The 13071-nt window shown below is 66.8% G+C and carries 13 protein-coding genes and 1 tRNA gene; 10 read left to right on the plus strand and 4 right to left on the minus strand.

Features of this window, described 5'->3' with window-relative positions; translation table 11 throughout:
* The first annotated feature begins 120 nt into the window (after positions 1 to 120).
* The 7 genes from fabF (at position 121) to ACM0PK_RS02900 (ending at position 6355) form a co-directional block, all read left to right on the plus strand.
* Positions 121 to 1383: a beta-ketoacyl-ACP synthase II gene (gene fabF / locus ACM0PK_RS02870; protein ID WP_061480515.1), complete on the plus strand. Its 1263-nt coding sequence runs from the start codon at positions 121 to 123 to the stop codon at positions 1381 to 1383.
* A gap of 101 nt (positions 1384 to 1484) precedes the next feature.
* Entirely contained in the window at positions 1485 to 2849 is a 1365-nt protein-coding gene (locus tag ACM0PK_RS02875; protein ID WP_072168231.1) for an aminodeoxychorismate synthase component I, read from the plus strand.
* 232 nt (positions 2850 to 3081) lie between these two features.
* Positions 3082 to 4143 (plus strand): endolytic transglycosylase MltG, encoded by a 1062-nt coding sequence (mltG, locus tag ACM0PK_RS02880; protein WP_414607207.1) that lies wholly within the window; start codon positions 3082 to 3084, stop codon positions 4141 to 4143.
* Positions 4140 to 4805 (plus strand): dTMP kinase, encoded by a 666-nt coding sequence (tmk, locus tag ACM0PK_RS02885; protein ID WP_072168229.1) that lies wholly within the window; start codon positions 4140 to 4142, stop codon positions 4803 to 4805. Before mltG ends, tmk begins: the two co-directional genes overlap by 4 nt.
* Positions 4802 to 5758 (plus strand): DNA polymerase III subunit delta', encoded by a 957-nt coding sequence (locus tag ACM0PK_RS02890; protein WP_334271328.1) that lies wholly within the window; start codon positions 4802 to 4804, stop codon positions 5756 to 5758. Before tmk ends, ACM0PK_RS02890 begins: the two co-directional genes overlap by 4 nt.
* Positions 5755 to 6108 (plus strand): PilZ domain-containing protein, encoded by a 354-nt coding sequence (locus ACM0PK_RS02895; RefSeq protein ID WP_005412452.1) that lies wholly within the window; start codon positions 5755 to 5757, stop codon positions 6106 to 6108. Before ACM0PK_RS02890 ends, ACM0PK_RS02895 begins: the two co-directional genes overlap by 4 nt.
* A 172-nt stretch (positions 6109 to 6280) precedes the next feature.
* Positions 6281 to 6355: transfer RNA gene (locus tag ACM0PK_RS02900), tRNA-Val, on the plus strand.
* 85 nt (positions 6356 to 6440) lie between these two features.
* Here the strand turns inward: ACM0PK_RS02900 and ACM0PK_RS02905 are convergent.
* Complete coding sequence (locus ACM0PK_RS02905) at positions 6441 to 7004, minus strand: hypothetical protein (RefSeq protein WP_005415515.1); 564 nt, start codon at positions 7002 to 7004, stop codon at positions 6441 to 6443.
* 52 nt (positions 7005 to 7056) lie between these two features.
* A complete protein-coding gene (locus tag ACM0PK_RS02910) occupies positions 7057 to 7464 on the minus strand; it encodes a hypothetical protein (protein ID WP_111007628.1) in 408 nt (135 codons plus the stop codon).
* 566 nt (positions 7465 to 8030) lie between these two features.
* Between ACM0PK_RS02910 and ACM0PK_RS02915 the strand changes: the two genes are divergently transcribed.
* Entirely contained in the window at positions 8031 to 8411 is a 381-nt protein-coding gene (locus ACM0PK_RS02915) for a tautomerase family protein (RefSeq protein WP_088497806.1), read from the plus strand.
* Positions 8412 to 8445: 34 nt separating this feature from the next.
* On the opposite strand, the gene ACM0PK_RS02920 is transcribed toward ACM0PK_RS02915, so the two are convergent.
* Together ACM0PK_RS02920 and ACM0PK_RS02925 are read right to left on the minus strand one after the other, a co-directional pair.
* Entirely contained in the window at positions 8446 to 9543 is a 1098-nt protein-coding gene (locus ACM0PK_RS02920) for an XVIPCD domain-containing protein (RefSeq protein WP_088497805.1), read from the minus strand.
* A gap of 40 nt (positions 9544 to 9583) precedes the next feature.
* Complete coding sequence (locus tag ACM0PK_RS02925; protein ID WP_414607206.1) at positions 9584 to 10159, minus strand: hypothetical protein; 576 nt, start codon at positions 10157 to 10159, stop codon at positions 9584 to 9586.
* Positions 10160 to 10400: 241 nt separating this feature from the next.
* Here ACM0PK_RS02925 and ACM0PK_RS02930 point away from each other — a divergent pair, with 241 nt between their 5' ends.
* Both ACM0PK_RS02930 and ACM0PK_RS02935 read left to right on the plus strand, forming a co-directional pair.
* The gene (locus ACM0PK_RS02930) at positions 10401 to 10796 is read left to right on the plus strand and encodes a DUF2946 family protein (RefSeq protein ID WP_252744379.1); all 396 of its coding nucleotides are present in this window, start codon (positions 10401 to 10403) and stop codon (positions 10794 to 10796) included.
* A 129-nt stretch (positions 10797 to 10925) separates the two neighbouring features.
* Positions 10926 to 13064: a TonB-dependent receptor gene (locus ACM0PK_RS02935; RefSeq protein ID WP_414607205.1), complete on the plus strand. Its 2139-nt coding sequence runs from the start codon at positions 10926 to 10928 to the stop codon at positions 13062 to 13064.
* Positions 13065 to 13071 lie beyond the last annotated feature (7 nt).

Consider the following 13071-nt stretch of genomic DNA (forward strand, 5'->3'; position numbering starts at 1 on the left):
GGGTCTCCGCTCGCCGCGCACCGCACCCCATGGGGCCGCAGTTGCGGCCCCGTGTGTTTGAGCATCACACCGAAGCAAACCGTGTTACCCGATTGAACCTTCGGGTCAGGAGAATCAGCAATGAAGCGTCGCGTCGTCGTAACCGGCCTGGGTATCGTCTCGCCGTTGGGCAATGATCTGGCCAGCAGCTGGGAAGGCATCACCCAGGGTCGTTCGGGCATCGGTCCGCTGACCAACGTTTCTGATGCCTACCTGGACCGGTTCACCACCAAGATTGCAGGTGAGGTCAAGGGCTTTGACATCACCGCCGACAACGAACTGTTCGGCAAGTACCGGGTCAGCGGCAAGGATGCCAAGAAGATGGACCCGTTCATCCATTACGGCCTCGGTGCCTCGTTCATGGCCCTGCACGACTCGGGCCTGGAGATCACCGACGCCAATGCCGAGCGCATCGGCGCCATCGTCGGCGCCGGCATCGGCGGCCTGCTCGGTATCGAAGAGCAGACCATCGAGTTCCATGAGGGCAAGAAGATCTCGCCCTTCTACGTGCCCAAGACCATCATCAACATGCTGCCGGGCCAGCTGAGCATCATCGCCGGCCTGAAGGGGCCGTCGTTCTCGGCGGTGTCGGCGTGCGCGACCTCGAACCATTCGATCGGCACCGCGATGCGTATGATCCAGTACGGCGACGCCGACGTGATGGTGGTGGGTGGTGCCGAACGTGGCTCGTCGCCGACCGCCGTGGGTGGCTTCTGCGCGATGAAGGCGATGAGCACCCGCAACGACGCCCCGGAACAGGCCTCGCGCCCGTGGGACAAGGACCGTGACGGCTTCGTGCTGGGCGACGGCGCCGGCATCCTGATCCTGGAAGAGTACGAGCACGCCAAGGCCCGTGGCGCGAAGATCTACTGCGAACTGGCCGGCTTCGGCGCCAGCTCCGACGCGTACCACATGACTGCGCCGAGCGAGAACGGCGAAGGTGCCGCGCGCTGCATGGTCATGGCGATGAAGGACGCCGGCGTGACCCCCGAACAGGTGGGTTACCTCAACGCGCATGGCACGTCCACGCCGCTGGGTGACCTGGGCGAGACCATGGCGATGAAGACCGCTTTCGGCGACCACGCCTACAAGATGATGGTCAGCTCCACCAAGTCGATGACCGGCCACCTGCTGGGCGCGGCCGGCGGCGTGGAAGCGATCTTCTCGGTGATGGCGCTGCAGGACAACGTCATTCCGCCGACCATCAACCTGCAGCAGCCGGGCGAAGGCTGCGACCTGGACTACGTGCCCAACGAAGCACGCCAGGCCAAGGTTGACGTGGTGATGTCCAATGGCTTCGGCTTCGGCGGCACCAACGGCACGCTGATCTTCAAGCGCGTCTGACCGGGTTGTAGCGTCGGGCCATGCTCGACTGAACGTGCATTACGCACGAGGAGGCCGCCGCAAGGCGGCTTCCGTGCATCTGAATCCCTGAACTGGCCATCATGACCCACGCACCGCTGATCCACCCGCTGCCGCACCCGATCGATCTGCTGGCCCTGCAGCAGCACGACCCGGCACGCTTCCCGCTGCTGATGGAATCCACCGCCTCGGGCACCGCCCAGGGCCGCTGGAGCCTGCTGCTGGCCGCGCAGGGCGATTGCCTGCGGCTGGATGCCGACGGCCAGGTGCGCGACCTGCAGGGTGCCGTGCAGCCCGGCACGTTCCTGCAGGCGCTGGATCGCGCCTGGCAGCACGAACGCCTGCCGCACGACGGCAGCCACAGCCTGCCGTTCCGCGGCGGCTGGGCGTTGATGCTGGACTACGAAGTGGCCAGCCAGATCGAACCGGTGCTGCCGGCGCGCGCGCGCGAGGACGGCCGCTCGACCGCGCTGGCGCTGCGCTGCCCGGCCGCCGTGCTGCATGACCATCACAACGACGCCAGTTTCATCATCGCCGAAGCCGGTGAGCAGGCCCTGCTGGAGGCGCTGGTGACCTTGGCGTCGCAGGCACTGCCGGAGGCCGGGCAGGGCTGGCAGCCGCCGCAGTCGGTGGGCGAGGATGCGCCGCAGCGCTTCACCGACGGCGTGCGCCGGGTGATCGACTACCTGCGTGCCGGCGATGTGTTCCAGGTGAACCTGTCGCGGCGCTGGAGCGCGCAGTTCGCCGCGCCGGTCAGCCCGCAGGCGCTGTACGCGCAGCTGCGCCGTGCCAACCCGGCACCGTTCGCCGGTTTGTTCAGCGCGCACGGCCGCCACGTGGTCAGCTCCTCGCCGGAGCGGCTGGTGTCGGTGCATGCCGGCCACGCGCAGACGCGTCCGATTGCCGGCACGCGTCCGCGCTTCGAGGGCGACGATGATGCCGCGCGCATCCAGGAGCTGGTCGGCCACCCGAAGGAGCGTGCCGAGCACGTGATGCTGATCGACCTGGAACGCAATGACCTGGGCCGCATCTGCCTGCCCGGTACCGTGGTGGTCGATGAGCTGATGACCGTGGAGAGCTACGCGCATGTGCACCACATCGTCAGCAACGTCAGCGGCCACCTGCGTCCGGAGGTCACGCCCGGCGAGGTGATCGCCGCCACGTTCCCGGGCGGCACCATCACCGGCTGCCCCAAGGTGCGCTGCATGCAGATCATCAGCGAGCTGGAGCAGGTGCCGCGCGGTGCCTACACCGGCGCGTTCGGCTGGCTGAACCGCGATGGCGACCTGGACCTGAACATCCTGATCCGTACCGCCGAAGTGGATGGCCACGAGGTGAGCTTCCGCACCGGTGCCGGCATCGTGGTTGATTCGGACCCGGACAAGGAACTGGACGAGACCCGCGCGAAGGCCCGCGGCCTGCTGCGCGCGCTCGGCCAGCAGGGGTAGTGCCGGGCGCTGGCCGGCAACGCCATTCCCCCACGGTGGGTGCCGACCGTTGGTCGGTACGGAGTCCTCCATGGCCATTCATCCACGCATGGCGTGGATCTACTGATCGCCGCGCCAGGCATGGATTGTGGTGGGTGCCGACCGTTGGTCGGCACGGCGACGCCACCCCGGTCATGACCCCGATCCACCGGCACGGTATCCTGCACGACGGAATCGAGTTCAGAGGTAGTCCATGGCGGGAGCCAAGCGCGGGTGTCTGTTCGTGGTAACGCTGGTGGTGGTGCTGGCCGCCGTCGTGGCCGGCGCGGGCGCGTGGTTCTTCTACCAGCAGACCCGCTTCGCCGATGCCCCGATCACCCCGACCGCCGAGAGCGTGGTCATCGCCAGCGGCGATGGCATGAACAGCGTGCTGCGCAAGCTGCGCGAAGCCGGCGTGGACGAGGGCCAGGACACCCAGTGGCAGCTGCTGGCGCGCCAGCTCGATGCCGCCGGCAAGCTGAAGGTGGGCGAGTACGCGCTGAGTGATGACCTGACCCCGCGCGAACTGCTGCTGCGCATGCGCGCCGGCAAGGTGCTGCAGCACCGCGTCACGATTGTCGAGGGCTGGAACATCCGCCAGCTGCGTGCCGCGCTCAAGCGCGCCGAACCGCTGCTGCACACCACCGACACGCTTGATGACGCCGCGCTGATGCAGCACCTCGGCTTCGGTGGCCAGCATCCGGAAGGCCGCTTCCTGCCGGAGACCTACGTCTACCAGCGCGGCGACAGCGATCTGGACGTGCTCAAGCGCGCCCACGCCGCAATGGAAAAGGCGCTGGACGAGGCCTGGGAAAGCCGCGCGCCGGACCTGCCGATCAACACGCCCTACGAACTGCTGACGCTGGCCTCGATCATCGAAAAGGAAACCGCGCTGGCCAGCGAGCGCCCGCAGATTGCCGGGGTGTTCATGCGCCGCCTGAAGATCGGCATGCGCCTGCAGACCGACCCGACCGTGATCTACGGCCTCGGTGCTGCGTATGACGGCAACATCCGCCGTCGCGACCTGACCACCGACACCCCCTACAACACCTACACCCGTGCCGGCCTGACCCCGACCCCGATCGCCATGCCCAGCCGTGACGCGCTGATGGCGGCCGCACAGCCGGCGCCGGGCGACGCGCTGTACTTCGTCGCCGTGGGCGATGGCAGCGGCGCGCACGTGTTCTCGCCCAGCCTGGACCAGCACAACGCCGCCGTGGCGCGCTACCTGCAGCAGCTGCGCCAGCAACGTACCCAGGAGACCCCGGCGCAATGAGTCCCGCGCTGCTTCGCCACCCGCGTTTCGTCAGCCTGGAAGGCGGCGAGGGCGCGGGCAAGACCACCGCCATCAATGCCATCCGTGAGTGCCTGCGCGGCCACGGCCACGAGGTGGTGCTGACCCGTGAACCCGGCGGCACGCCACTGGCCGAGCGCATCCGCGGCCTGGTGCTGAAACCCGATGCCGAGATCGCCGCCGAACCGCTCAGCGCCGAAGCCGAGCTGCTGCTGGTATTCGCCGCGCGCGCGCAGCACGTGCGCCAGGTGATCCAGCCAGCACTGCAGCGCGGCGCCTATGTGCTGAGCGATCGTTTCACCGATTCCAGCTATGCCTACCAGGGCGGTGGCCGTGGCCTGGATCCGCAGTGGATTGCCGATCTGGAGCGTCGCGCGGTCGGCCTGTTGCCGGGGCTGACCCTGCTGCTGGACGTGGACGTGGCCATAGGCCGCGCGCGCGCCAACGGCCGTGACCTGTGGCCGGACCGCATCGAGAGCGAGCAGGACGATTTCTTCCAGCGCGTGCGCGAAGTGTTCCGCAGCCGCGCACAGCAGGACCCGCAGCGCTTTGCGTTGATCGACGCCGGCCAGGTGCAGGAACGCGTGGCCGCCGACGTGGTCGCGCGTGTCGAGCGCTGGCTGCAGGGCGGGGAGGGCGCATGAGTACCTTTTCACCGTGGCAGCAGCGCGCGTTCGAGCAGACGGTGGCCGCGCTCGACGCCGGTCGCCTCGGTCATGGCCTGCTGATCTGCGGTCCGGCCGGGCTGGGCAAGCATGAGGTGGCGCTGGCGTTGGCCGACCACGTGCTGGCGCAGGGCGATGCAGCCCACGCCACGCGCACGCGCCAGCTGATCGCAGCGGGTACACACCCGGACCTGCAGCTGGTCAGCTTCATTCCGAACAAGAGCGGCGACAAGCTGCGCACCGAGATCGTGATCGAGCAGGTGCGCGAGATCACCGACAAGCTGGCGCTGACCCCACAGTACGGCGTGGCGCAGGTGGTGATCGTCGACCCGGCCGATGCGATCAACCGCTCGGCGGCCAACGCACTGCTGAAGACGCTGGAAGAGCCGCAGCCCGGCCGCTACCTGTGGCTGATCAGCAGCGACCCGGCACGCTTGCCGCAGACCATCCGCAGCCGCTGCCAGCGCCTGGAATTCAAGTTGCCGCCGCCGCACGAAGCACTGGCCTGGCTGCAGCAGCAGGGCCATAGCGAGGCATCGGCGCGCGAAGCGCTGGACGCCGCCCGCGGCCATCCCGGCCAGGCCGACAACTGGCTGCGCGAAGACGGCCTGAGCCTGCGCCGCGAAGTCGGTCGAGATCTGGAACAGCTGGTCACCGGCAAGACCGGCGCGGTGGAGCTGGCGCAGAAGTGGTGCGGTGACGACAACGCGGCGCTGCGCCTGCGCTTTGCCGCCGACCTGGCACTGGCCCAGGCCAGCACCGATGCCTTGACCACGCCGGAGCGATTGCACAAGCTTGCAGCCTGGTTCGATGCGGCCAACCGCACCCGCGACCTGCTGCGCACCACGGTGCGTGCAGACCTTGCGGTGGTCGAGTTGCTGCTGGCTTGGAACAAGGTGAACGAGCGGCCTGCCGGAAGGGGAAATCGATGAGTGCCAGCAACGCCCGCCAGGGCATCCTGTCCCTGGCCGTGAAGGACAAAGCCGCGCTGTACAGCGCGTACATGCCGTTCGTGAAGAATGGCGGCATCTTCGTGCCCACGCCCAAGCGCTACTTCCTGGGCGACGAGGTGTTCCTGCTGCTGACCCTGCCCGATTCCAGCGAGCGCCTGCCGGTGGCCGGCAAGGTGATCTGGGTGACCCCGGCAGGCGCGCAGGGCAACCGCACCGCCGGCATCGGCGTGCAGCTGGCCGATGGTGCCGAAGGCGAGGGCGTGCGCCACAAGATCGAGACCCTGCTGGCCGGGCTTACCGGCTCGGACAAGCCGACCCATACGATGTGATTCCGGTAGCGCCGGGCCATGCTCGGCGGAACCACCGAAACACGCGTACCCCGCTGTTCTGTAGAGCCGAGCCATGCTCGGCTGCACATCCCGAGACACCCGTGAACACGAATGTGAAAAAGTGTTGACGGCCTCTGAAAAGCCCCTATAATGAGCGGCTCAGCAACACACCGGGCGGTTAGCTCAGCGGTAGAGCATTGCCTTCACACGGCAAGGGTCACAGGTTCGATCCCTGTACCGCCCACCATGTTGCAGAACGAAAGAAGCCTCCAGAAATGGGGGCTTTTTTGTTACCAGCGATCCAGCAGGATCAGCTGGAAGCACACGCCCTTTCAGCCGTGCCGCTCCAGCAGCTCGCGCGCGATCATCGCCGTGGCATCCAGCAGGTCATGGCCGCTACCCGCCTGCACCACCACCGCCAATAGGCTACGGCCCACCTCGGCATTGCCGCTGGTCAGTTCCATCTCGCCCTCAAAGCACAGATCGGCCAACCATTCATGGGCCTGCTGCAGCCCGCGCTTGCGGACGCGGCGGAACTCCGCGAGCAGCTTCGCCTGGCCGGCCTCCTGCTCACCGTCGGCCAGCAGGCCGATGGCACCGCCGTGCGCCGCGCGCCAGAGGGCCGGTAGCGGGCGACCGTTCGCGTCCACCACGTCCGGCGAGAACTGCGCGCAGTACATTTCGTAGCGCTTGCCCGCTGTGCTGCGGGGCACGATGCCGGCTTCGGCCAGCAGGCGTTCGGCTTCATCCAGTGTGCTGAACTTCAAGCGCAGCAGTGCAGGGCGGCTCAGCTGTTGTGCCAGCGCGTGCTGGTTGGCGGCGAACCAGACGTTCCAGCCCACGGTTGCGCGGCCTTCCAGTGCGGCCTTGAAGTATTCCAGGTGTTCGGCGTCCATTGCGGTCTCCTGCGCTCACTGCGCGATTGTAGCGGGAGCGTATCCGGGCCGGTCAGGCGTCGCCGCCGGAGAGGCAATGATGTGCCTCGCGCACCAGTTGTCGGGCGGCCACGATCAGTCCGTCGATATGGAAGGCGCCCAACTGTTCGTCCGGGCCACCTTCGTTGCGCGCATGGTCGGCGGCCTGCAGCAGGTCGAGCAATGCGCCGAGGCCAGATAGCGAGCGGCGCAACGAAGCGTGATTGCTGGCGCCGAGGGTGAGGCTGATGCACGGCTGTCCGTCATCACCGTCGGCCTGGTTGATCGCATTGAGACGGGCGAAGAAAGTGGGCAGCTGCGCGGACAAATTCTGCGCGTCCAGGGCGCACTCGATCTCGCGTGCGAGGTCCCCGGGCACGTCGGCTGCGACGTCGCCGATAAGCGCGTGCAGGCGGGGATGGACGGCGGTGCGGTTGGTCATGGCGAAACCCTCAGTGGCGTAAGGCCACCTTCCGGAGTGAAGGTGGCGGACGGTGCGGGTTGGCGTACCAAGGCAAACGAACTCCCATCGAGAAGAAGGCCTGGCGGATCTGTCGATCCCCACGCACCGGCCGCCATTGAAGGCAATCGGTGCATTCTCTCTGCTGCGACGTAAACCGCAGCGATGGGTGTTCATTCGTTTATTCGAGACGCCAATCCCGGCCAAGGCGTCTTGCCTCGGCGCGGGGATCTTCAAGCCGGGCAATCACATCGGTCTGTAAGGAAAATTCTCAACTGTCCCTAGGCAGGCCAGACGTTCTCCGATGTGTGTCGTTCGACACGCGCGAGTAGTGCGGCCCATCACTGATGGCGCGCATCGCCGCCCCTACCGACCGTGCACAAGACGACTCCAGAGCGGCGCCGCCATGGCAATCGCGTCACCCCGCGTGGCGGAGGCGGGACCATGCCACGCATGGAGCCAGAGGGTTCCATCCCTGCGCTGTCCCGCGGCCCCGGGCAGGCGTAGTCTCAGCCTGTCGTCGTACCCATCCACTCTGGAGTGCCACCATGCCGCTTGCCCGCATCGATCTCCGCAAAGGTAAATCCGCCGACTACCTGCAACGCGTCGGCGAAACCATCTACCAGGCCATGCGCGCGGTGGGCGTTCCGGAAAACGACCGCTTCCAGATCTTCCAGGAACACGCGCCCGGCACGTTGATCTACGACCCCGGCTACTTGGGCGTGGATCGCACCGACGACTTCATCTGCATCCAGATCACCTGGAACGAAGGGCGCACGCTCGAGCAGAAAAAGGCGTTGTACGCCGGCATCGCCGATGGACTGTATGCGGCGGTGGGCATCCGCCGCGAGGATGTGTTCATCAATCTGGTGGAAGTGAAGAAGGAGAACTGGTCGTTCGGGAACGGTCAGGCGCAGTACGTGAGTTGATGCGGGAACGGTGTCAGCGCCTGATGCGGCTGGGTCAGGCCATGCGCGGCGACGCCTGCTGTTGTGCCTGTTGCTCGTCCTGCGCCAGCCGACTTGCGTCGCGGGATTGCTGCTGCACATTGGCCTGCTGATACAGCGTATCCGCGTCGCCCTGCTGCGTATCGAGCAGGGACAGGCGCTGGCGATTGGCGGCTGGGTCCGGCGAGGCGGTGTCGCCGCTGCGATGCAGGAATACGTAGCCGGGTGCCTCGGCGGTGCTGTTTGAACTGAATGCCACCTGCAGCGTGTCCTTTTCGCTGAAGCCGGCCTGCACCGCCGCGTGGGTCAGATGGCCGGCCAGTCGTTCGTGCTCCTGTCCGGGGGGCAGTCCCTGCTGTTCGCTGGCCTGGGCGAGTGCGGTACGCACTTTCTGGTCCAAGGCATGAAGGCTGTGCCCCGGTGCGCGCGCGTCCGCAGCCAGACGCTCGCCCAAGGGGCCATCAATGCCATCGGTTTCGCTGAGCAGACGCTGCTTCAAGCTGCGCTCGGGCAGGGGATGAGTGGTGGTGCGGTTGAGTTCGCTGTTGGGGAAGGGCGGCTCAATGCTGTCCACGCCATGGATGTTGCGCAGCGGACGATAGCCGTCCTTGCCCTGTGACTGGACGCCCAGCGGAATGCGGACGTCTGGCAGCAATTGGCCAACAGGGCCGCCGATGCTGTTCACGTCCAGGCTGTGCTTGCGCTGGATGCCGGCATGATTCAATGCGCCCCAGGCGAAGTCCACACAGTTGTGGCGCACGTCGGCATAGTGCTTGCTGAAGCCGTGCGCCACTGGATCGTCGCCGAACGCCTTGAGCTTGTTGTACTGGGCTTCGGTGATTTCCAGAGAGCGCGTGTAATGCGGGTTCTTGTAGGTCTTTGCATCGCTGTCCACGATGTCGCCCGGTCCGTTCATGCTGCCGTGCTCGATCGGTGCAAAGCCGTAGCTCGCCGGATCTTTTCCCGGTGCTCGCAGGACGTAGAACATGTGCCCCGGCCCGGATGTCTGCGGGGAACCATCCGGATTACGCAGCGGCTGCTGCGTTACCGGGTCGAGAAGCGGTGTTCCCGGCGCCGCAATGACGATATCGACGATGTAGCGTGGCTTGTCCATGTGCGTGTGATCCTCCTGGAAGGTGTACGAAGGCGCTGCGCTACTTGGCGAGCGGACGCGATTCGTGAATCAGTATCCTGGCGCTTGCGCCACGAAGCGGTGCGATGTCTTCAACCGTGCTGATCTGGACCCGATAGCGGCTATGCGCCTGCAACGGCAGCAACGCGACATGGAGTCGATAGGCCCCGTCGCTGCCTCGTTGGGTCTGAGCGTAGTTCAGTCCCGCATCGCGGTGCCAGTCTGGCAGTGGCTGGCCAGATTGCGACTGTGCGATCTGGTAGGCGTCGGGGCTTGCCAGCGACTGCCACGTGCCGCCGGACCATTGCTGAAGTCCAACGCGTAAAGGAATGTGCAGGTCGCGCGGAGAAGCAGCATCTGGCGACGGGGAGACGTGCTGCAGATCCAGCTCCACCGCATATGTACGGTAGCTGGCAAAATTGCGCGCCGTGGTTTCGAACTCGAACTGCACCTGCTGGCCAGGCGCGTCCACGGCGATGGGTTGTGAGAGTTCCAGCGGCTCTGGCGGTGGGGGCGGCCCGTTGTCGGCGCAGGCGGCAAGCAGCGCGGTCAGGCCGAGCAGGCAGATGCGCTGCCGGTGCTTGATGCGGGTGGTCATGCGGATTCCTCTGGCTCCTTGCCGTGGCCAATTGAACCCTAACGTTGGCGAGGCAGAGCCCGCAAGCGCAGAGACCGCGGTGCGGTCCATTCACATGTCGCCGCGCGAGGCGAGCCCCTGCGTCACCGTGTCGCAGGGGGCAAACCCTGAACGCGGTCCAAGGTTGACCGTGGCCCCGTAGAATGGCGGCGTGCGTCATTCTGTCCTCCACCGCCGGTTCCAGGCCCTGGCTTGGCTTGCCATGCTGCTGGTGCTGCTCGCCCCGCTGGTGAGCCGCTGGCTGGCGCATGGTCACGTGGCTGCCGCGGCACCGGTGGCAGCCATGGACCACGCAATGCACGCAGAGCATGCGCAGCACGCGATGGAAGGCCATCACGACCATCACGCGATGGCGATGTCGCACGGCGAGACCGCAAAGAAGCCGCCCGCCGATCCGCATGCCGATCATGAGATGGGCGTGGACTGCGATTACTGCCTGATCGCTGCACGGCTGATCGCCCTGCTGGTGGCGGCCGTGCTGCTGTTGGCGCCGATGTCACCGGTGTGCCGCGCGTTGCGCGGTGCCGTGCAGGCGTTGCCGCAACGGATCAGCGGCACATTGGGCGCGCGTGGGCCGCCGGCACTGATGGCTGCCTGAGCCGCACGCGCGCTGCATTGAACGTTCTTCCATGAGGTTGCCGGCCACGGCCGGTGCCCGCACGCGCGTGTTTGTCCCTTTCTGATTGCTGCCCTGCCATTGCGGGGTGGCCTTGCATGCCGTGAACAAATGAAAACGAACCCCAACTCCGCGCGCCTGCGCCGGGCGACGCTGCCTGTCGCTTGCGCGCTGCTGCTGCACTCCGCTTCTGCCCTTGCTGCCGACGTGGCACCCCCGACCACGCTGGATGCCGTACGCGTGATCGATACCCGCAGAGGCGAGCTGTCCTCCACCGCCAGCGCCGGCTCTGCATTGGGCCTGAGCGTGCTGCAGACACCTGCCAGCCTGACGGTGATTTCGCGCGAACAACTGGAGCAGCGCGGCGACAGCAACCTCAACGATGCGATCAGCCGGGCGGGTGCGATCAGTGCCATGCCGCACCCGGGCAACGGCTTGAGCGCGCTTTCCAGCCGTGGCTTCACCGACGGTGCTTCGGTGATGCGGCTGTACGACGGGCTGCGCCAGTACGGCGGCGTCGGCATCACCTTCCCGTTCGATACCTGGTCGATCGAGCGCATCGAAGTGCTGCGCGGGCCGGCCTCGGTGATCCATGGCGATGGTGCGATCGGCGGGGTGATCAACATCGTGCCGAAGAAGCCGTCGCGCGGTGCCATCGAGAACGAGATCAGCGTGACCGTGGGCAGCGAGGATACCGCGCGGCTGGGCTTCGGCAGTGGTGGCGCGCTGGCGCCCGGGCTGGCCTACCGGCTGGATGTGAGTGGCAACTACAGCGGTGGCTGGGTCGACCGTGGCCGCAACAACGATGCGACGTTCTCCGGTGCGTTGCTGTGGCAGGCTCGCCCGGACCTGCAGCTGACGCTCACCCATGCGCAGGGCTACCAGCAACCGATGCGCTACTTCGGCACGCCGCTGGTCGAGGGCCGCCAGCTGGAGGCGCTGCGCCACCGCAACTACAACGTGGACGACAGCGAAATCCGCTTCCGCGACCGCTGGACGCAGCTCGATGCGCAGTGGACGCCGAACGCGAACGTTGACTGGCGCACGCGCCTCTACCAGATCGACAGCCAGCGCGATTGGCGCAACGCCGAGGCCTATGTCTACAACCCGCGAACCGGGTTGGTCGACCGCTCGGGTAACACCCAGATCACCCACAACCAGGACCAGACGGGGCTGACCTCGACGCTGCGCGCGCAGGGCAATGTGGGCGCTTGGGCGAACAGCTTCGCGGTGGGCCTGGACGCCAACCGCGCGCACTTCAAGCACACCAATAACACCTATGCCGGCAGCTCGGGCCCGGTCGATCCGTTCGATCCTGTCCCGGGGCAGTTCGCCAGCGATGCGCCGAACCTGCCGCGCTATCGCAACCGTGCCGAGCAGTACGCGCTGTTCGTGGAAGACCGGCTGGCACTGAGCGAGCGCTGGTCGGTGCTGGCTGGCCTGCGCCACGACCGCGCGCGCATTGATCGCACCGATCTGATCAGCGGCCAGAATGCGTTCTCGAAGACCTACAGCAGCACCGGCTGGCGTGCAGGTACGGTGTTCGCGCTGCAGCCGACGCTGAGCCTGTATGCGCAGTACTCGCAGGCGGTGGACCCGATCAGTGGCCTGTTGATGATCAGCCCGGCCAACGGAGCATTCGATCTGGCCAAGGGCCGACAGATCGAGGTGGGCCTGAAGCAGGCCTTCGACGGCGGCGAGTGGACGCTGGCGGCGTACCGCATCCGCAAGACCGGGCTGCTCAGCCGCGATCCGCTGGTGCCGGATCGCCGGGTACAGGTGGGCGCGCAGACCTCGCGCGGTATCGAGGCGTCGCTGAACTGGAACGTCGCACCGCGTTGGTCGCTCGATGCCAACGCGACGGTGCTGAAGGCCGAGTTCGAGGACTTCCTGGAAACCACCGGTTCGCCGGCGGTGCTGGTATCGCGTGATGGCAACGTGCCGCCGAACGTAGCCGAGCGCCTGGCCAGTGCGTGGCTCAGCTGGCAATTCGCACCGGACTGGAGTGCGGCGGGTGGCGTGCGCTACGTCGGCAAGCGCTACGCCGATAACGCCAACACGCTGGAGCTGCCCGGCTACAGTACCACCGACCTGGCGTTGACCTGGCAGGCGGCACCGCGCACGCGGCTATCCGCCCGGCTGTTCAACGTGTTCGACAAGGCGTACTACGCCACCGCGTACTACACCAGCACCCAGTGGCTGCTGGGGGCGGACCGGCGCGTCGAATTCACCGTCGACCATCGCTTCTGAGGGCGCT

The sequence above is a fragment of the Stenotrophomonas sp. FR010 genome (assembly GCF_047520755.2).
GTDB lineage: Bacteria > Pseudomonadota > Gammaproteobacteria > Xanthomonadales > Xanthomonadaceae > Stenotrophomonas > Stenotrophomonas sepilia.

Excerpts from the sequence above, each read along its gene's own strand:
- fabF (WP_061480515.1), top strand. The coding sequence starts at position 121 with ATGAAGCGTCGCGTCGTCGTAACCGGCCTGGGTATCGTCTCGCCGTTG.
- ACM0PK_RS02875 (WP_072168231.1), top strand. The coding sequence starts at position 1,485 with ATGACCCACGCACCGCTGATCCACCCGCTGCCGCACCCGATCGATCTG.
- mltG (WP_414607207.1), top strand. The coding sequence starts at position 3,082 with ATGGCGGGAGCCAAGCGCGGGTGTCTGTTCGTGGTAACGCTGGTGGTG.
- tmk (WP_072168229.1), top strand. The coding sequence starts at position 4,140 with ATGAGTCCCGCGCTGCTTCGCCACCCGCGTTTCGTCAGCCTGGAAGGC.
- ACM0PK_RS02890 (WP_334271328.1), top strand. The coding sequence starts at position 4,802 with ATGAGTACCTTTTCACCGTGGCAGCAGCGCGCGTTCGAGCAGACGGTG.
- ACM0PK_RS02895 (WP_005412452.1), top strand. The coding sequence starts at position 5,755 with ATGAGTGCCAGCAACGCCCGCCAGGGCATCCTGTCCCTGGCCGTGAAG.
- ACM0PK_RS02905 (WP_005415515.1), bottom strand. The coding sequence starts at position 7,004 with ATGGACGCCGAACACCTGGAATACTTCAAGGCCGCACTGGAAGGCCGC.
- ACM0PK_RS02910 (WP_111007628.1), bottom strand. The coding sequence starts at position 7,464 with ATGACCAACCGCACCGCCGTCCATCCCCGCCTGCACGCGCTTATCGGC.
- ACM0PK_RS02915 (WP_088497806.1), top strand. The coding sequence starts at position 8,031 with ATGCCGCTTGCCCGCATCGATCTCCGCAAAGGTAAATCCGCCGACTAC.
- ACM0PK_RS02920 (WP_088497805.1), bottom strand. The coding sequence starts at position 9,543 with ATGGACAAGCCACGCTACATCGTCGATATCGTCATTGCGGCGCCGGGA.
- ACM0PK_RS02925 (WP_414607206.1), bottom strand. The coding sequence starts at position 10,159 with ATGACCACCCGCATCAAGCACCGGCAGCGCATCTGCCTGCTCGGCCTG.
- ACM0PK_RS02930 (WP_252744379.1), top strand. The coding sequence starts at position 10,401 with ATGCTGCTGGTGCTGCTCGCCCCGCTGGTGAGCCGCTGGCTGGCGCAT.
- ACM0PK_RS02935 (WP_414607205.1), top strand. The coding sequence starts at position 10,926 with ATGAAAACGAACCCCAACTCCGCGCGCCTGCGCCGGGCGACGCTGCCT.